This is a genomic window from Streptomyces akebiae (assembly GCF_019599145.1).
GTDB lineage: Bacteria > Actinomycetota > Actinomycetes > Streptomycetales > Streptomycetaceae > Streptomyces > Streptomyces akebiae.
This window is the reverse complement of sequence record NZ_CP080647.1, coordinates 7,577,440-7,593,714: the sequence shown is the minus strand read 5'-3', so window position 1 is coordinate 7,593,714 and position 16,275 is coordinate 7,577,440. Positions and strand designations below refer to the sequence as shown.

The 16,275-nt window shown below is 73.3% G+C and carries 17 protein-coding genes; 6 read left to right on the top strand and 11 right to left on the bottom strand.

Annotation, left to right across the window (positions count from 1 at the left end; translation table 11 throughout):
* Window positions 1-147 precede the first annotated feature (147 nt).
* The 4 genes from K1J60_RS32850 to K1J60_RS32835 form a co-directional block, all read right to left on the bottom strand.
* A complete protein-coding gene (locus K1J60_RS32850) occupies window positions 148-837 on the bottom strand; it encodes a response regulator (protein ID WP_033528193.1) in 690 nt (229 codons plus the stop codon).
* Window positions 838-894: 57 nt separating this feature from the next.
* Window positions 895-2,136, bottom strand: a complete 1,242-nt coding sequence (locus tag K1J60_RS32845) for a sensor histidine kinase (RefSeq protein ID WP_220649375.1) — start codon at window positions 2,134-2,136, stop codon at window positions 895-897.
* A gap of 150 nt (window positions 2,137-2,286) precedes the next feature.
* Entirely contained in the window at window positions 2,287-2,565 is a 279-nt protein-coding gene (gene pspAA / locus K1J60_RS32840) for a PspA-associated protein PspAA (RefSeq protein WP_220649374.1), read from the bottom strand.
* 28 nt (window positions 2,566-2,593) lie between these two features.
* The gene (locus K1J60_RS32835; RefSeq protein WP_220649373.1) at window positions 2,594-3,397 is read right to left on the bottom strand and encodes a PspA/IM30 family protein; all 804 of its coding nucleotides are present in this window, start codon (window positions 3,395-3,397) and stop codon (window positions 2,594-2,596) included.
* A gap of 363 nt (window positions 3,398-3,760) precedes the next feature.
* Here K1J60_RS32835 and K1J60_RS32830 point away from each other — a divergent pair, with 363 nt between their 5' ends.
* Both K1J60_RS32830 and K1J60_RS32825 read left to right on the top strand, forming a co-directional pair.
* Window positions 3,761-4,390, top strand: a complete 630-nt coding sequence (locus K1J60_RS32830; RefSeq protein ID WP_220649372.1) for a DUF3043 domain-containing protein — start codon at window positions 3,761-3,763, stop codon at window positions 4,388-4,390.
* A gap of 158 nt (window positions 4,391-4,548) precedes the next feature.
* Window positions 4,549-5,184, top strand: coding sequence for a class I SAM-dependent methyltransferase (locus K1J60_RS32825; RefSeq protein ID WP_398684315.1), 636 nt, complete (start codon window positions 4,549-4,551; stop codon window positions 5,182-5,184).
* A gap of 206 nt (window positions 5,185-5,390) precedes the next feature.
* Here K1J60_RS32825 and K1J60_RS32820 read toward each other — a convergent pair whose 3' ends face one another.
* Window positions 5,391-5,603 carry a hypothetical protein gene (locus K1J60_RS32820; RefSeq protein ID WP_220649371.1) on the bottom strand — a complete coding sequence of 71 codons (213 nt, stop codon included), beginning with the start codon at window positions 5,601-5,603 and terminating at the stop codon, window positions 5,391-5,393.
* 123 nt (window positions 5,604-5,726) lie between these two features.
* Between K1J60_RS32820 and K1J60_RS32815 the strand changes: the two genes are divergently transcribed.
* Window positions 5,727-6,929, top strand: coding sequence for a bifunctional adenosylcobinamide kinase/adenosylcobinamide-phosphate guanylyltransferase (locus K1J60_RS32815; RefSeq protein WP_220649370.1), 1,203 nt, complete (start codon window positions 5,727-5,729; stop codon window positions 6,927-6,929).
* Here the strand turns inward: K1J60_RS32815 and K1J60_RS32810 are convergent.
* A complete protein-coding gene (locus tag K1J60_RS32810; protein ID WP_220649369.1) occupies window positions 6,918-7,826 on the bottom strand; it encodes a class I SAM-dependent methyltransferase in 909 nt (302 codons plus the stop codon). The two genes, K1J60_RS32815 and K1J60_RS32810, sit on opposite strands and share 12 nt — an antisense overlap.
* A gap of 163 nt (window positions 7,827-7,989) precedes the next feature.
* On the opposite strand from K1J60_RS32810, the gene cobT reads away from it, so the two are divergent.
* Complete coding sequence (gene cobT / locus K1J60_RS32805; RefSeq protein WP_259408032.1) at window positions 7,990-9,105, top strand: nicotinate-nucleotide--dimethylbenzimidazole phosphoribosyltransferase; 1,116 nt, start codon at window positions 7,990-7,992, stop codon at window positions 9,103-9,105.
* 196 nt (window positions 9,106-9,301) lie between these two features.
* Window positions 9,302-10,018: a hypothetical protein gene (locus K1J60_RS32800; RefSeq protein WP_220649368.1), complete on the top strand. Its 717-nt coding sequence runs from the start codon at window positions 9,302-9,304 to the stop codon at window positions 10,016-10,018.
* Here the strand turns inward: K1J60_RS32800 and K1J60_RS32795 are convergent.
* Window positions 9,958-10,725, bottom strand: a complete 768-nt coding sequence (locus K1J60_RS32795) for a hypothetical protein (RefSeq protein ID WP_220649367.1) — start codon at window positions 10,723-10,725, stop codon at window positions 9,958-9,960. The genes K1J60_RS32800 and K1J60_RS32795 overlap by 61 nt on opposite strands.
* A 70-nt stretch (window positions 10,726-10,795) precedes the next feature.
* On the opposite strand from K1J60_RS32795, the gene K1J60_RS32790 reads away from it, so the two are divergent.
* Complete coding sequence (locus K1J60_RS32790; RefSeq protein WP_220649366.1) at window positions 10,796-11,605, top strand: adenosylcobinamide-GDP ribazoletransferase; 810 nt, start codon at window positions 10,796-10,798, stop codon at window positions 11,603-11,605.
* Window positions 11,606-11,641: 36 nt separating this feature from the next.
* Here the strand turns inward: K1J60_RS32790 and K1J60_RS32785 are convergent, their stop codons facing one another.
* Genes K1J60_RS32785 through pelF form a run of 4 tightly spaced genes read right to left on the bottom strand, consistent with a single transcriptional unit; the run spans window position 11,642 to window position 16,186 of the window.
* Entirely contained in the window at window positions 11,642-12,451 is an 810-nt protein-coding gene (locus tag K1J60_RS32785; protein WP_220649365.1) for an endo alpha-1,4 polygalactosaminidase, read from the bottom strand.
* Window positions 12,448-13,161 carry a spherulation-specific family 4 protein gene (locus K1J60_RS32780; protein WP_220649364.1) on the bottom strand — a complete coding sequence of 238 codons (714 nt, stop codon included), beginning with the start codon at window positions 13,159-13,161 and terminating at the stop codon, window positions 12,448-12,450. The genes K1J60_RS32785 and K1J60_RS32780 overlap by 4 nt, the downstream gene beginning before the upstream one ends.
* The gene (locus K1J60_RS32775) at window positions 13,158-14,663 is read right to left on the bottom strand and encodes a hypothetical protein (RefSeq protein WP_220649363.1); all 1,506 of its coding nucleotides are present in this window, start codon (window positions 14,661-14,663) and stop codon (window positions 13,158-13,160) included. Before K1J60_RS32775 ends, K1J60_RS32780 begins: the two co-directional genes overlap by 4 nt.
* On the bottom strand, window positions 14,660-16,186 hold the full coding sequence (gene pelF, locus K1J60_RS32770; protein WP_220649362.1) for a GT4 family glycosyltransferase PelF: 1,527 nt from the start codon (window positions 16,184-16,186) through the stop codon (window positions 14,660-14,662). The genes K1J60_RS32775 and pelF overlap by 4 nt, the downstream gene beginning before the upstream one ends.
* Window positions 16,187-16,275: the final 89 nt, after the last annotated feature.

Genomic DNA, 16,275 nt, shown 5'->3' with positions numbered 1-16,275 from the left:
GCTTGGATCCCCCCATGTGTCGCCCGTGTGAAGCGGTTGTGAGCGCTCACCTCATACCCTGGGCCATGGGGGGTGCCTGTTCCCTCGCTCCCCAGGGCCATTTCCTTATGCCGCGCATACTCCGAGTGGAGTAGTCCCCGGCGGCTGTCAGTCCACCTTCGGTCGTACCAGGCCCGACTCGTACGCGAAGACCACCAGTTGCGCCCGGTCGCGGGCGCCGAGCTTCGCCATGGCCCGGTTGACGTGTGTCTTCACGGTCAGCGGGCTCACCTCCAGACGCTCGGCGATCTCGTCGTTGGAGAGCCCGCCGGCGACCTGGACGAGCACTTCCCGCTCGCGACCGGTCAGGGTGGCGAGGCGCTCCGAGCGGGCGGCGGCTCCGCCCTCGCCGTCGGCCGAATCGTCGGGCTGGGCGAGGAAGCGGGCGATCAGGCCCTTGGTGGCGGTGGGCGACAGCAGTGCCTCTCCGCCGGCGGCCACCCGGATCGCGTTCAGCAGTTCGTCCGGCTCGGAGCCCTTGCCGAGGAAGCCGGAGGCGCCGGCGCGCAGCGACTGGACGACGTAGTCGTCGACCTCGAAGGTGGTGAGGATGACGACGCGGACCTGGGCGAGCGTCGGGTCGGCGCTGATCATGCGGGTGGCGGCCAGTCCGTCCGTGCCGGGCATCCGGATGTCCATCAGCACGACGTCCGCCCGCTCCTCCTTCGCGAGCCGCACCGCCTCCGCCCCGTCCGAGGCCTCCCCCACCACCTCCATGTCCGCCTCCGAGTCGACGAGCACCCGGAACGCGCTGCGCAGCAGCGCCTGGTCGTCGGCGAGCAGGACGCGGATCGTCATAGGGGGTCCCCCGGGGCGCTGGTCACGGTCGTACGGCCGCCGCCTCGACCGTGCGGCTCACGGTCGTACGGCTTCCGCGGTGGTCGTTCGGGTCTTGAGCGGCAGGATCGCATGGACACGGAAGCCGCCGCCGTAGCGGGGGCCGGTGGTGAGGGTGCCGCCGAGTGCGGCGACGCGTTCGCGCATGCCGAGGAGACCGTGCCCGCCGCCCTCGCGGTTCTCGTCGTCCTGGTCGTCCCTCGCCGGCTGTCCGGCGCCGTCGTCGAGGACGGTGATCTCCACGTTCGGGCCGACGCGTACGACGCTGACCTCGGCCTTCGCCGCCTCGCCCGCGTGCTTGTGCACATTGGTGAGGGCTTCCTGGATGACCCGGTACGCGACGAGGTCGACGGCGGCGGGCAGGCTCACGCCCTCGTCGGCGCGGACCACCTCGACGGCGAGGCCCGCGCTGTGGAAGGTGCCGACGAGTTCGTCGAGCCGGACCAGGCCCGGGGCGGGTTCGGTGGGCGCCTCGGGGTCGCCGGACTGGCGCAGCAGGCCGACCGTGGCGCGGAGTTCGCCCAGCGCGGAGCGGCTGGCCTCGCGGACGTGGGCGAGGGCCTCCTTGGCCTGGTCGGGCCGCTTGTCCATGACGTGCGCGGCGACTCCGGCCTGCACATTGACGAGGGCGATGTGGTGGGCGACGACATCGTGCAGGTCACGGGCGATCCGCAGCCGTTCCTCGGCGACCCTGCGTCGGGCCTCCTCCTCACGCGTCCGCTCGGCCCGTTCGGCGCGCTCCCTGATGGCGTGCACGAAGGCGCGGCGGCTGCGGACCGCGTCCCCCGCCGTGGCGGCCATGCCGGTCCAGGCGAAGATGCCGATGTTCTCCTGGGCGTACCAGGGGAGCGGACCGGCGAGCATGGCCGTGCCCGTCAGCACGGTCATCGTGAGCAGGCCGACGCGCCAGGTGGTGGGGCGGTCGGTGGCGGAGGCGACGGTGTAGAGGGCGATGACGGCGGACATCGCGACGGGGGCGCGCGGGTCGCCCGTCACCAGTTCGGTGAGGGTGAGGGCGCAGGTCGCGGCCAGCACGGCCATGGGGGCGCGGCGGCGGGCGACGAGGACGGCGGCGGCCGGCACCATGAGCGCGATGCTGAGGGCGTCGGGGGTGCGGGCGCCCCATTTCTCACCGTGGGCGGCGTTCGGGTCGACGAAGGCGCCGGCGACCATCGCGACGAGGACGCCGAGGGCGAGGGCGGCGTCCAGCGCGAGGGGATGCGCGGTCAGCCAGGTCCTGGCCCGCTGGAGGGTGCTCACGACTGTTTACGGTACGGGGCGGTTGCCGGGGGCGGAACCGGTGGTGGCGGCGCCTTTGGGGGGGGCGGGCGGAGATTGAGGTTGTCGCCCCCGCCGCCCGTGCCCGTCCTGAAAGAGGCCTGCGGCCCTTTCAGGGCTGTCCGGCTGTCGTCACCCCGGGATCAGGCCGTCGTCGCTCAGCATCTGCCTGACCTCCTCCAGCGTCGCGTCCGGCGCCGGGAGGATCAGTTCGGACGGTTCCAGGGAGTCGTCGGGCAGGGGCGTGCCCAGTTCGCGGACCTTGTCCAGGAGGGCGTGGAGGGTCTGCCGGAAGCCCGGGCCGTCGCCGCCCTCCATCTCCGCCAGGAGTACGTCGTCCAGCTTGTTCAGTTCGGCGAAGTGGACGTCGTCCAGCCTCACCTGCCCCTCCCCCATGATCCGTACGATCATGTCGCCCTCCTCGGGGACGAGTGTCCCCTTACTTGTCGAAGCGCGGGGTGTCCTGGTGCTGGGACTGCTGCTGCGGCGCCGACTGGCCGGTGCCGCCCTCGATGGCCTGCTGCTGCGCGGACGACGGGCCGCCCGCCAGCTCCGCCTTCATGCGCTGGAGCTCCAGCTCGACGTCCGTACCACCGGAGAGGCGGTCCAGCTCGGCCTGGATGTCGTCCTTGTGCATCCCGGACGGGTCGTCGAGGGCGCCGGAGGCGAGCAGTTCGTCGATGGCGCCGGCCCGGGCCTGGAGCTGGGCCGTCTTGTCCTCGGCGCGCTGGATGGCGAGACCGACGTCGCCCATCTCCTCGGAGATGCCGGAGAACGCCTCGCCGATCCTGGTCTGGGCCTGGGCGGCGGTGTACGTGGCCTTGATCGTCTCCTTCTTCGTACGGAAGGCATCGACCTTGGCCTGCAGGCGCTGCGCGGCGAGGGTGAGCTTCTCCTCCTCGCCCTGGAGGGTGGAGTGCTGCGTCTCCAGGTCCGTCACCTGCTGCTGCAGCGCGGCACGGCGCGACAGGGCCTCGCGGGCCAGGTCCTCGCGACCGAGCGCGAGTGCCTTGCGGCCCTGGTCCTCCAGCTTCGAGGACTGGGACTGGAGCTGGTTGAGCTGAAGCTCCAGGCGCTTGCGGGACGTGGCGACGTCGGCCACGCCTCGACGCACCTTCTGGAGCAGCTCCAGCTGCTTCTGATACGAGTAATCGAGGGTTTCGCGCGGGTCCTCGGCCCGGTCAAGGGCCTTGTTCGCCTTCGCGCGGAAGATCATCCCCATACGCTTCATGACACCGCTCATGGGCTTCGCGCGCCCCCTTCTGACGGACTCCAGCTCACAGGTCTGCGACAGAACCCACAGTACGGGCCCTGCATCCATTACCGCACTGTTCGGGGGCGGATGCGGTCATCCCCAAGGACGACTGTGTGCGGCGCCGATCCGGCGTAGGGAGTAGGTGTCCCCCGGGGTCATGTACGGGCCGACCCCCGGAATACCTCAGCCCCGCTACGGACGAACCGTCACCGCGTTCCCCCTTTTTCGACTTTCTTCGGTCTTCTCCGGCTTTCTCCGGTTTTACGGGTCTCCCCGTCCACCATCGCCCCGGCTCTGTCTCCAGTACGGACGCCGGGTGTTGCCGGATCGTTCCCCACTGGGCTGGGGTCCATGCCCCGGCACCCCGTACCCTTGGGTTTTGTGTTCCGTAGCCGCGCCAAGAGCGAGAAGGAATCGGCCGCCGACAAGGCGCTGGTGACCGACTCCAAGCAGACCCGTGACCCGCAGGCCCCCAAGGGGCGCCCCACTCCGAAACGGAGTGTGGCCCAGGGCCAGCGCCGAAGCGTCGCCAATACGCCGACGACGCGCAAGGAGGCCGCCAAGCGTTCCCGCGACGAGCGCCGTGCCGCGATGGAGAAGCAGCGCCAGGCGCTGGCCACCGGTGACGAGCGGTATCTGCCGGCGCGGGACAAGGGTCCGGTCCGCAGATTCGCCCGCGACTACGTGGACTCGCGATTCCACATCGCGGAGTTCTTCCTGCCGCTGGCCGTGATCATCCTCGTGCTGAGCATGGTGCAGGTGGCCTCGCTGCAGAACGTCGCGCTGCTGCTGTGGCTCTTCGTGATCGTGTTGATCGTGGTCGACTCGATCGGCCTCGGGTTCCGCCTGAAGAAGCAGCTGGGCGAGCGCTTCCCCGACGCGAACAAGAAGGGCGCCGTGGCCTACGCCCTGATGCGCACGCTCCAGATGCGTCGCCTCCGGCTGCCCAAGCCGCAGGTCAAGCGCGGAGAGCGGCCCTGAGCACCACCCCTTTCTCCGAAGGTGCCGCGCAGGCATGGCTGGACCGACTGGGCACCCTGCGTGAGGTCGTACGACAGGAGCTGGTCTCCCGGCAGGTCGACGAGCAGATAGCCGGACGCTTCCCGGTCGGGCAGCGGCTCCGGGTGCTCGACGTGGGCATGGGGCAGGGCACGCAGGCACTGCGGCTGGCCCGGGCCGGACACGCGGTGACCGGGATCGAGCGGGAGTCGAAGCTGATCGCCGTGGCCCAGGAGGCGCTCGCCGCCGAGCCCGAGGGCATTCGCGGGCGGATGCGGATCGTGGAGGGCGACGGCCGGGACACCGGGGTGCACTTCCTGCCGGGCAGTTTCGACGTGGTGCTCTGTCATGGGGTTCTGATGTACGTCGAGGAGCCCGACGCCCTGCTGGCCGGGCTGGCGCGGATGCTGGCGCCGGGTGGGCTGCTGTCCCTGCTCGTCCGCAACGGCGACGCGCTCGCGATGCGGGCCGGGCTCGCCGGGGACTGGGCCGGAGCGCTGGGCGCCTTCGACACCACGGCGTACCGGAACCGGCTCGGGCTGGAGGTGCGGGCGGATCGGCTGGGGACGTTGACGGACGCGCTCGCGGGGATCGGGGCGCCGCTGCGCGCCTGGTACGGGGTGCGGGTGTTCACGGATCTGGCCGCGGACGACGCGGCGCTGCCCGAGGGGGACGGGGATCTCGATGCGCTCCTCGCGGCGGAGGAGCGGGCCGGGCGGACGGATCCTTATCGGCAGGTGGCGGCGTTGCTGCACCTGTGCGGTGTGCGCGGCTGAGGGCGCCTGTCAGCTCGGGAGTGCGGGTCCGCAGGGCTTCGCCCCGTGCTTTTCAGGCCCGCGGGGCCTGAAGCCTTCAGGGGCGCGGGGAACTGCGCGACCAAGCCCCACCGGACCCGCACCCGTCCACGAACTCGCGCCCCCCGACCCCTTTCACGGGGATCGGGGCGGAGCCCCGGGCAGGGACCCCGCCCCGTCGCGGAGCGCTACGCGTCCTGTGCGTGCAGGCTCATCGGGCCGTAGATCTCCGTCGTGTCCTCGAAGAGACGGACCTGGTCGGCGCCGCCTTCGCGGAGCGCATTCCAGTGTTCTCCGATCCACGACTCGGCATCTCCCTGGGTCGTGAACTCCTCGGGCTGGACCGCGGGCTGGACCTCCGTCCCGTCGGCCTTCTCGAAACGCCACGTCCATGCCGCCATGTGAGCCTCCGTAAGTACCGGCCCGGCACCGCACACGGCACCGAGCAAGATCCGGTTCCCCCTGAGCCTAGTCGGACGCACAGGATCTGCGGGTGTTCATCCGGACGCGGGAAAATGGTCACTGTGGAACTGACATTGCTCGGCACCGGCGCCCCCGCGGGACTCCCCCGCCCCGACTGTCCGTGCGCGGTGTGCGCGACCGCGCTCGGTGTGGCCGCGCGCGGGGCGACCGCGCTGCTCGTGGACGGCACACTGCTGCTCGACCTCACTCCGGGCGCCGCCCTCGCGGCCGCCCGCGCCGGGCGCACGCTCACCGGGGTGCGGCAGGTCCTGCTGTCGCATCCGCACGACGGGCCCGCCGTGGAAGTGCCGGCGGGGTTGCCGCAGCCGGTGCGGGTGCCGGACGGGCGGGAGCTGGCGCTGCTGACCGGGCACCGGGTACGGGCCCAGGCTTTGGACGCGCCCGGCACCGGGTACGCGGTGACCGGTCCGGGCGGCCAACGGTTGCTGTACCTGCCGCCGGGGGGCGCGCCCGCCGGCGTGGAGGAGCGGTCGGAGCCGTACGACATGGTCCTCCTCGATGTGCTGGGGCGGCCGGACGCACTGGCGCGGCTGCGCGCGGCGGGGGCCGTGGGCCCGACGACGGATGTCGTCGCCGTGCACATCGACCACGACGTGCCGCCGGACGGCGAGTTGCCGCGCCGGCTCGCGGCGGCGGGCGCGCGCGCCGTGCCGGACGGGACGACGCTGGCGGTCGGCGCCTACGAGGACGTACCCGATGTGCCGCGCCGCACGCTGGTGCTCGGCGGGGCACGGTCCGGGAAGTCGGTGGAGGCCGAGCGGCGGCTGGAGGCGTTCCCCGACGTCCTGTACGTGGCGACCGGCGGGCTGCGGGGCGGCGACGGGGAGTGGGCCGAGCGGGTCGCCGCCCACCGTGAGCGGCGGCCCGGGTCCTGGCGCACGGTCGAGACCTGCGACCTCGTCCCGCTGCTGAAGGACGACGACGGGGCGCCACTGCTCGTGGACTGTCTCTCGCTGTGGCTGACCGATGCCATGGACGCGGTGGGGGCGTGGGACGACGCGGAGTGGGCCGGCGGCGGGGAGCGCGCGCTCCGGGCGCGTGTCACCGAACTCACCGACGCCGTACGGCACACGCGCCGCACACTCGTCGCCGTCTCCAACGAGGTCGGCTCCGGCATCGTGCCCGCCACCGCCTCCGGCCGCCGCTACCGCGATGAACTCGGCCGCCTGAACGCGGCCTTCGCGAAGGAGTGCGAGCACGTGCTGCTGGTGGTGGCGGGGCAGGCCCTGTCGCTACGGGGTTGAACGGTCCGGCCGTTCGGCCGTCGGCGCCCGGGGTGTTGTAGGGGCGCTCGGTGGTGTGGTGCGGCGCGCGAGGATGCGGTGAGCGCGGGGCGGGAGAGGGGTGCACGGGCGGGCCGCGAGGATCTCGAAGTCCAGGGAGCGCAGTTCGGCGAGCAGGTTGCGCAGGGGCACGAGGTGCAGGGGGCGGGGGCGGTCGTGCGGCTTCCACAGGCGTCGGTTCCTGGCGGGCAGCGCGCCCAACGGGCGGGCCGGGTCCAGGACTTCGAGGAGGAGATGACCGCCGGGGCGCAGCACCGCGCGGGCGGCACGGAGCTCCTCGCGGGGGTCGGCGGTGTGTTCGAGGTGGTGGAACATGCTCACCACCTCGTAGCGGGCGCGCAGCCGCGCCATGATCCCGGGGTCGGTGAGCAGACCCCGATACGCCTCCTCCACGCGCCCGGCCTCCCATGCCAGGTCGACGCGCGGGGTCGGGTCGAGACCGTCGAAGGAGGTGTACGGGTGGATCTCGCGCGCGGCCTCCGGGAAGTGGCCGTGTCCGGTGCCGACGTCGAGCCAGCTCTCCGGTTCGAGGGACGGCGGCAGCGCGCGGGCGGCGCCCCGCAGACGCCGGCGGCGCCGTCGCCCGACGGGGTCGGGGTGGACGTCGTCCTCGACGGCGTGCCGGCGGTACCGGAGCAGCAGTCCGTCCGCCGTGGGCCGGGGGTTCTGGAAGGCGTGCGAGCAGTCCCGGCACTCGTCCACCACGAACGTGCCCGGCGTGCGCCGCCGCCCCTCCGGCGCGCGCACCCGCGTACGCAACTGCCGCGAGCCGCACCACGGACAGTCGTCCCGGCGCGGTTCGTGGAAGGGGTCGACTCCCGCGAGTGGGCCGGGCTCCGGCCGCGGGGTGGGGGGCATGGCGGCTCCTGTGGGCGACATAGGGACATTGACCCCGAAAAGGTATGTACGTGAGCCTGGTTCCCGGTGCAATGACGTGCCGGTGGCGCTATGGGACGTTCGTGCGTCGCGGGGTCATGGTGTGGCGGCGTCGTGTTCGATCCCTGCCGGTACTGTTCGGCGAATGAGCTCGCTTAATCTCGACGACTTCACCGATCTGATCGAGCGCCCCGACGGTGGGGTGCGCCGCGACGCCGAGGCGCGGCGGGAGAAGCAGATCGTGCCGCCCGGGGCGCTGGGCCGCCTCGACGAACTGGGTGAGTGGCTGGCGGCGGCGCAGTCGGCCGTGCCGGTGCGGCCGATCGAACGGCCCCGGGTGCTGCTGTTCGCGGGCGACCACGGGATCGCCGAACTGGGCGTCTCCGCGCGGGCCGCGGGCACCGCGGACCAGCTGGTGCGGGGCGTCCTGGACGGCAGCAGTCCGGTGGCGGTGCTGGCCCGGCAGCTCGGCGTGCCCGTCCGCGTGGTGGACCTCGCGCTCGACTGCGACCCGGAGGCGTTGCCCGGCGAGGTCGTACGGCATCGGGTGCGGCGCGGGTCCGGGCGTATCGACGTCGAGGACGCGCTGACGGCGGAGGAGGCGGAGGCCGCCTTCCGGGTGGGCGTCGCCCTCGCGGACGAGGAGGCGGACTCCGGGACCGACCTCGTCGTCCTCGGTGACGTGAGTGTCGGGGGGACCACGGCGGCGGCGGTCCTCGTCGCCGGGCTGTGCGGGACCGACGCGTCCGTCGTGACCGGGCGCGGCGGGCGCGCGATCGACGATCTGACATGGATGCGCAAGTGCGCGGCCGTACGGGACTCCCTGCGGCGGGCCCGGCCGGTGCTCGGCGACCAGTTGCAGTTGCTGGCGACCGTGGGTGGGGCGGATCTCGCCGCCATGACCGGGTTCCTGCTGCAGAGCGCGGTGCGCAAGACGCCGGTGATCCTGGACGGTGTGGTGTCGGCGGCGTGTGCGCTGGTCGCCCAGCGGGTCGCGTTCCGGGCGCCGGACTGGTGGCTGGCCGGGCAGGGCAGCGGGGAGCCGGCGCAGGCCAAGGCGTTGGACCGGATGGCGATCGAACCGCTGCTCGACCATGGGGTGAAGGTCGGCGAAGGGGCGGGCGCCCTGCTGGCGTTGCCGCTGGTGCGGGCCGCGGCCGCGTTGGCGGCGGAGCTGCCCGAGCGGGAGGCCGCGGCGGGGGAACCGGCGAAGCCGGGGGGCGAGGAGAAGAACCTCGGGGAGGAGTACGACGCGACCTAGGGTCCCGGCATCCGGGGTGCGTTTTCGGGTGCGGGTGGGTGGGGGCTGGTCGCGCAGTTCCGCGCGCCCCTGAAAAGAGCGGCTGCGCCCCGTGCCTTTCCCCACCCACCCGCACCCGACAGCAAACCGGAGAGATCGGGATCACTGGGGCATCACTCAACTACACGGTCCCCCGCCCGGTCTTCGCACCGTGAGGATGAACCAGACGCATGCGGGCCGGGCCCTCCGATGGGTCCGCGCCGAGTGGGGGCTCCTGTGCGCCACCGTGCGCCCACCCCTGGTCCGCCGTCGGCTGCGGGCGATCCCGATGACGGTCGTCGCCGTCTGTCTCGCTGCCGTCGTCCACGTCACGCACCAGCAGTCCTGGGGCTACCGGTTCGTCGAGAACGCCGGTGCCGTACGGGCGGAGGACCCGCTCTGGACGGCCCTGGCCCGGACGCCGCTGTCCCTCTTCGTACCGGCGCTGGACCTGCCGGTGTGGGGAGCGCTGGCGCAGATCCTGATCGTGTTCGGCATCGCGGAGATCTGCCTGGGCCGACGGCGGACCCTGGCGATCGCCCTCCTGGCCACCCTGGCCGGCACGCTGTACGCGCGCGTGGGCGTCGCACTCGGTCCGGACGTCCCCCTGCTGGGGCTGCCCGCCTCGGACGCGCGGGTCGTGGACACCGGTCCGTCGGCCGCCGTGGTCGGGCTCGCGGTGTACGTCGGATGGCGGTACCGGGCGTGGGTCACGGCGGGCGCGGTGGTCCTGGCGATGGTCGTCGAGGTGCTGGTGAAGGAGAACCTCGCGGGCAAGGAGCATCTGGCGGCCCTCGCGGCCGTGCTGGTGGTGTGCGCGGCGGAGGCCGTCCGTCAGCGGCGCTCCGGGGTCGCGTCCGGGGTCGCGTCCGGGGTGCCGCCGATCCAGTCCTGAAGGCGGCGGCTGGGTCCCGCCCAGCGGCGGTCGTGGCGGTAGGAACGCTTCCACGCCCGGGCGCGGGCGCGCGGTCTGCGGCGGTAGAAGCGGCGGGCCCAGGCGGAGGTGGGGCGGGCCAGACGGATGGCGCCGACGACGGCGACGATCGGGATGACGACGCCGAAGATCGCGGTGCGGGCCTTGCCCTTGGCGAGGGCGACCAGGGCGATGAGGAAGTTCGTCCCCATGCTGACCATGACGGCACCCCGGTCCTGCAGTTCCTCCTCGTCGAGGTCGTTGACGCCGAAGGGCAGGAAGCCGACCAGCATCAGCCCCACCAGGGCGGCCGTCAGCACGACCACCTCGACGCTCTTGCGGCCGGCCTCGCTCCAGTACACGTCGTCGAGGTGCAGGATCAGCGCGAACTCGTCCAGCACCAGACCCGCGCCCATGCCGAACAGCACGGCGGAGATCAGCGCGCCGAGACCGTGTCCGTCACTGGCCACCGCGCCGAAGCCGCCGGCGACGGTGAGCAGGACACCGGGGACGACGTGGTGGATGTGGACGCCGCCGCTGCCGCTGATGTTGCGGAACGGTCCCTTGCCCGCGCGGATCATTCGGGTGACGACCCGGGTGATCAGGAACGTCAGGACGAACGCGGAGAGCGCGAGCAGCAACGGCAGTTTGCCCGGCTCGATGACGTTCCGTTCCCACCAGTAACCCATATGCGAACTTTATCCAGGACTGCTCCCGGGCGCCGCCGAGCCGGTCCGCCCCGGCGGGTAACCTGCGCCGGTGTCCACGCCACCCGAGCCCCCCGTCCCGTCCGGCCCGACGCCCGCCGACGGCCTGCGCTTCGCCTTCGGCACCCTGACCGTGCTGCCGGTGACCGTGCACCGCTGGGACCGTGAGGCGGCGCGCGTCGGGATGCTGTGCGCGCCCGTCGCCGGGCTGGTCGTCGGCCTGGGCGCGGCCCTGCTCGGCGGTCTCCTGCTGGTCCTGGGGGCCGGGCCGCTGCTCGCCGCGGTGGCCTCCGTCGCCGTACCGGCCGCCCTCACCCGGGGCCTCCACCTGGACGGGCTCGCCGACACCGCCGACGGTCTCGGCAGCGGCAGGCCCGCCGAGGACGCGCTGCGGATCATGAAACAGTCGGACATCGGGCCGTTCGGTGTCATCACCCTCGTCCTCGTCCTGCTGGCCCAGGTGGCCGCGCTCACCGAGGCGTACGGCGAGTCCTGGGCGCTGGGCGCGCTCGCGGCGGCCGTCGGCGCGACCAGCGCCCGGCTGGCCCTGACGCTGGCCGCGCGGGTCGGCGTGCCCGCCGCCCGGCCGGAGGGACTGGGGGCGGCGGTGGCCGGGGTCGTGCCGGTGCGCGGCGCGCTGCTCGTGGCCGCCCTGACCGGGTGCGCGGCGGCGGGCGCGGGGGCGTTCCTCGGGCCGTACGACATCGGCCGTACGGTCCTCGCGGTCGTCCTCGCCTGCGGGGCCGCCGAACTGCTCCTGCGCCACTGCGTACGGCGGTTCGGGGGCGTCACCGGCGATGTGTTCGGCGGGCTCGCGGAGACGGCGGCGACGGTGGCGCTGGTGGTGTTCACCCTGGGCTGAGCCTCCCGCCGACCTCCCCCGCCCCTCCCGCAGGGGTCAGCAGGCCTCCCGCCAGACCCCCAGCTCCCACTTCTTCAGCAGTGAGCTGAGCTCCAGACGGCGGGCCTCGGGGCAGAAGTCGCCCGTCTCCATCTCGTACTCGACGTGGAAGACGGCCTTGCCGGCCTCGATGAACGGCGTCAGGTCCTCGCACTCCTCGTACTGGGCGCACTGTTCGTTGACGGCGAAGTCGAAGTCGTCGACGAGTTCGGGTATCTGGTCGAGGTCGTTCTTCAAGCCGACCGCCAGGCCCCGCTCGTGGGCGAGGCGGGCGATCAGGCGGTTGTAGCGGAGCTGGTCGGCGGCCGTGAGCGGGAAGCCGGTCTCGTTGCGGTAGCCGTCCATGTTGTCGGGCTCGACCGCGTCGAAGCCCTTCTCCGCGCACATGTCGACACGGGCGGCCATCAGGGGTTCGAGGACGTCGGTCGCCCGGATGTCGAGCCAGCGTTCGCCCTCCCAGCCGTTGCCCTTGCCTATGACCGACTTCGGGAAGTCGTCGGCGTCCGGACGCCAGTCCTCCCAGGCCCCGGTGGAGAGATAGCAGATGACCTTGCGGCCGTCGTCGTGCAGCTCGGCGACCGTGCCGGCCGACTGGTCGAAGCCGTCGATGTCGTACACGGGGACGTCGACGGAGGTGTCCAGTCGCCCGCTGAGCTGCCACTGCCACCCGGTGCCCGGCTCCGGTCGCCAGCGGGCGGCCTCGCCCGTCCCGCCTCCGGTGTCCGGCCGGTCGTCGGAAGCGCTCGTGCACCCCGCCACCAGCAGGAGGAGGGGCAGCAGGGCAGTGCGGGCGAGGACACGGCTCATCGTCGGGGCTCCAGGGCGTGCGGCAACGTACCCCAGGGATGATCCCCCACGCCGGGTACCGCGCAGTGCACGGAGGCACCCCGGGCGCGGGCGACACCTCCGACGTCGGTGCCCGACGGCACCCCGTGCACCAGATGGCACACCCGCGCCCCGAGGCCGCCGCTGCCGCCGGGCCAGGGCTCGGACGGCTGGTCCCGGTACGTCTCCCATGTGCCCTCGAAGGTGACGACGAGGTCGGCGATCCGGGCGTACGCGGGGTGCGGAGGGGTGCCGGGGTTGAGGGCGAGGGTGGCGGCGCCGGCGCCCCAGACGGCCGCGGCGAGCCGTCGGTAGTGGTCGAACGCGCCGAGTTCCGCGGCCACTTGGTCGAGGAAGGCCCCGTCGGTGCCGTACCAGGCGTGGTAGCGGGTCAGCTCCCGTACGACGTCGGTGACGGGTCTGCGGCCGTAGCCGGTGTCGGCGTACCCGAGGAGGCGTACACCGGCCGCCCGCAGTCGGCTCGCGACCCGGATGAACGCCGGGTCGGGGCCGTCGCCCGGCCCGTTCGCCGGGTTGAGGACGACGCCGTAGAGGCGGGGCGCGGCCTCGACGAGGGCGTCCCATTCGGCGGGGCGGTCGGCGGGGTGCTCGTAGTAGGGAACCAAGAAGGAGGGGTGGGAGGGGTGGGAGGCCCGGTCCGTTCCCGGGCGCGCCGGTCCGTGTGCGGTCATCGGTGAGCCGTCGCCCTCCCCAACAGGCCGCAGACCAGGCCCGCCTGGAGGGCGGCCGCGACGCCGTACACGAGCAGGCCGATCCCGTGCGGGTCGCCCGGATGGGTCGCCAGGGCCAGGGTCTGGGCGGCGGCCGTGGCACAGCAGACGACGGCGGCGCCCAGGACCGCGCCGAAGGACTGGAGCAGCAGGCCGGTCCAGAGCACCGCTCCCAGCAGGAGCAGGCCGGCGAGATGGACGCCGTCGAGGTCCGGGGCCTGCGGCCACAGCGCGGCGGTGGCGTGGGCCAGGACCAGCAGGGTGGCGAGGTAACCGGCCAGGCACTGGACCAGGGTCACGGAGGTGGCCCGCCAGAAGGCGCCCGGTGTGCTGGTGGAGCGCAGTCCTGCGAGACCTCCGCTGCGGAAGCGGTACAGCAGCCATTCGGCGGGGCCCATGCTGAGGGTGAGTGCCACGGCGGCGGGCGCGGCGGCCGTGCCGCCCCCGTGGGCGATGACCTCTCCGAGCGTCGCGTGGAGCACGAGCACACCGGTACCGAGGCCGAAGACGGCGTACGGGAGGGAGGCGGGGAGCCGGGGCGCGGCCGGGCTCCGTTCCGGGACGCCGCCGGGCACGCCGAGGAGGGCGGCGAGTCCGGGCCGGCGGCCTCCGGCGCCCGACTCCCGCAGGGCGGGCGCCACCTCGTGGACGGCGAGGAGCACGACCGCCACCAGGGAGACGGTGAGCAGGGTGAGCCCGGACCAGTCGGGCACCTGCCGGACCAGGGCGAACAGCGCTCCCACGGTCATGGGCAACAGACAGTGCAGCAGGGCCCGTTCGCGGCCCAGGACGAGCAGGACGGTCGCGGCGCCCAGGTAGCAGGCCTCGCCGGTGGCGAAGGCCACCGCGCCCGGGTCGCCCCCGCCGGCCGCCAGGCAGGCGACCGTGGTGCAGAGCAGGGCGCCCGCCGGGGCCCCGCGGGCCAGGGAGCGGCGGCAGGCATCGCGGTCGCCCAAGGCGAGCCAGGAGTAGGCCCGGTGGGCGAGGCCCTGGTTCCACATCCAGCCGCACAGGGCTCCGGCCAGCAGCGGAACCGTACCGGCGGGCAGGCCGGAGTCGTCGCGGGGGCCCGTCAGGAGCGGCGCGCCGAGGACGTAGGCGAGGCCGGGCAGGGCGAAGACGACGCCTCTCAGGAGGCAGCCGAGCAGGCCGATCCGCCAGGGGTCGTGCGGGGGTCCGGTCGGTTCGGGGTGGGTGCGCTCGACGCGTTCGTACAACTCCTCGGCGAGGGCGAAGGAGTTGCGGCAGCCGTAGCGGGCGCGGATCCGGTCGTCCGAGATGCCGTCGGACTCCAGCAGGGCGGCGATCTCGTCCGGGTGGACGGCTGCGGCGATGAACTCCCGGTGCTGTTCGGCCAGTCGGTCGACGGGATCGGGATCGGCCCGGCGCGGCCGGCGCGGGCGGGGGACGGCGGGGAGCCGGGCCGGCCCTGCGCCCGGGGGCGGGCTCGGGTGGCCGCTCATCGGTCGGTTCCGTCCGTCGTGCCGGTCCGGTACCAGGGGTCGCGCAGTTCGGCGGTCCAGTCGGCGACCGTCGCCGGCGCGGCCTGGTACACGATGTCGTCCCGGCCCGCGAGTTCCTGGTAGATCATGCGGAACGCGTCCACGGACCGGCGCAGGGTGAACCGGTCGATCACCCGCCGCCGTGCCGACTCCCCGAGGCCCCGGCGGCGTTCGTGGTCGCGGAGGAGGGTGAGCGCGGCGTCGGCCATCGTCTCCGGCTCTCGGGGCGGCACGACGATCCCGGTGTCGCCGACCGCCTCGCGGACGCCTCCGACATCGGTCGACACGGTCGTACGGCCGCAGGACATGGCCTCGATGAGGGAGAACGGGAAGCCCTCCGAGATCGAGGACAGCATCACGACGTGCCCGGCGGCGTAGGCCCGCCACACCTCGCTGATCCGGCCCTCGAAGGTGAGCCCGTCGGTGACGCCCAGTTCGGCGGCGAGTTTCTCCAGCTCGGTGCGGTACTCCTCGCCGCCCGGCGGCACGGGCCCGAACAGCCGGAGCCTGGTCCCGGGGAGTTCGGCGCGGACCAGGGCGTAGGCGTGCAGCAGCGTCTCCAGGTCCTTGATGGGGTCGACGCGTCCGCACCAGGTGAGGGTGGGTACTTCGGGTTCGGGGCCGGCGTGCGGGAAGGCGGCCGGGTCGACGCCGTTGTAGACCGTGCGGATCCTGTCGGTGTCGGCGCCGCCGCGCTCCTCCCAGCGGCGGTTGTACCGGTTGCAGGGGGTGATGAGGTCGGCGGCACGGTAGCCGAGCCTGGTCAGCTCGCGGTGGAAGCCGAGCATGAAGGCCTTCACGGGCCAGCGCTGGTCGGCGGCGCGGTGGCCGAGATAGCGCTCTCGCAGATAGATGCCGTGCTCGGTGAGGAGGAACGGTACGCCGTCCAGCTCACGGGCGGCGAGCGCGGGCAGGGTGGCGAGGCCGCCGCTGACCGCGTGGGCCACACAGTCCTCGGGGATCCGGGCACCGAGCGGCCGCAGGGAGTGCTCCAGCAGATCGGTCGCGGTGAGCGCGTCGTGGACGGTGGGGAGCGCGGCGGCCGTCGGGAGATGGGGCATCGTCCAGATCCACATCAGCGAGCGGAGCGCGGACTCGGTGCGCAGGGCCGCCGACAGGCGTCCGTCGCGGGCGAGTCCGGCCAGCTCGTACAGGGCCTCCTCGAAGCCCCGGGGTTCGTCGGGGTCGAGGACGGAGAGCAGCAGCCGCTCGTAGGAGTCGGTGAAGCGGCGGCGGGCCGCGCCGTACGGGGCGCGGGCGCGGCCGGGGCGCGGGCCCCAGGTCGGTACGGAGGTGTGCCGGTACACGTTCGGCGGCAGATCCCAGGTGACGGGTTCGCGGCCGGTCCCGGTGAGCGACACGAGGTGGAACTCGACGTCGGGCATGCCCTTGACGAGCTGGTCGCACCAGGTGCTGACCCCGCCGTGGACATGCGGATAGGTGCCTTCGGTGAGCATCGTGACATGACGGCCGTCGCGCATCATGCGGTCCCCCTGTGGACGTTCCTACGTCTCGAAAGCGCGCACCCCGGCCGGCCAGTGGCCGGGGTGCGCGTGCTGGCCGGTGTGCTGCC

Coding starts and splice junctions, on each gene's coding strand:
- K1J60_RS32825 (WP_398684315.1), top strand. CDS start 4,549: ATGGGGCAGGGCACGCAGGCACTGCGGCTGGCCCGGGCCGGACACGCG.
- K1J60_RS32780 (WP_220649364.1), bottom strand. CDS start 13,161: ATGACCGCACACGGACCGGCGCGCCCGGGAACGGACCGGGCCTCCCAC.
- pspAA (WP_220649374.1), bottom strand. CDS start 2,565: ATGATCGTACGGATCATGGGGGAGGGGCAGGTGAGGCTGGACGACGTC.
- K1J60_RS32835 (WP_220649373.1), bottom strand. CDS start 3,397: ATGAGCGGTGTCATGAAGCGTATGGGGATGATCTTCCGCGCGAAGGCG.
- K1J60_RS32795 (WP_220649367.1), bottom strand. CDS start 10,725: ATGGGTTACTGGTGGGAACGGAACGTCATCGAGCCGGGCAAACTGCCG.
- K1J60_RS32800 (WP_220649368.1), top strand. CDS start 9,302: ATGAACCAGACGCATGCGGGCCGGGCCCTCCGATGGGTCCGCGCCGAG.
- K1J60_RS32820 (WP_220649371.1), bottom strand. CDS start 5,603: ATGGCGGCATGGACGTGGCGTTTCGAGAAGGCCGACGGGACGGAGGTC.
- K1J60_RS32850 (WP_033528193.1), bottom strand. CDS start 837: ATGACGATCCGCGTCCTGCTCGCCGACGACCAGGCGCTGCTGCGCAGC.
- K1J60_RS32810 (WP_220649369.1), bottom strand. CDS start 7,826: ATGCCCCCCACCCCGCGGCCGGAGCCCGGCCCACTCGCGGGAGTCGAC.
- K1J60_RS32785 (WP_220649365.1), bottom strand. CDS start 12,451: ATGAGCCGTGTCCTCGCCCGCACTGCCCTGCTGCCCCTCCTCCTGCTG.
- pelF (WP_220649362.1), bottom strand. CDS start 16,186: ATGATGCGCGACGGCCGTCATGTCACGATGCTCACCGAAGGCACCTAT.
- K1J60_RS32830 (WP_220649372.1), top strand. CDS start 3,761: ATGCCCCGGCACCCCGTACCCTTGGGTTTTGTGTTCCGTAGCCGCGCC.
- cobT (WP_259408032.1), top strand. CDS start 7,990: ATGAGCTCGCTTAATCTCGACGACTTCACCGATCTGATCGAGCGCCCC.
- K1J60_RS32775 (WP_220649363.1), bottom strand. CDS start 14,663: ATGAGCGGCCACCCGAGCCCGCCCCCGGGCGCAGGGCCGGCCCGGCTC.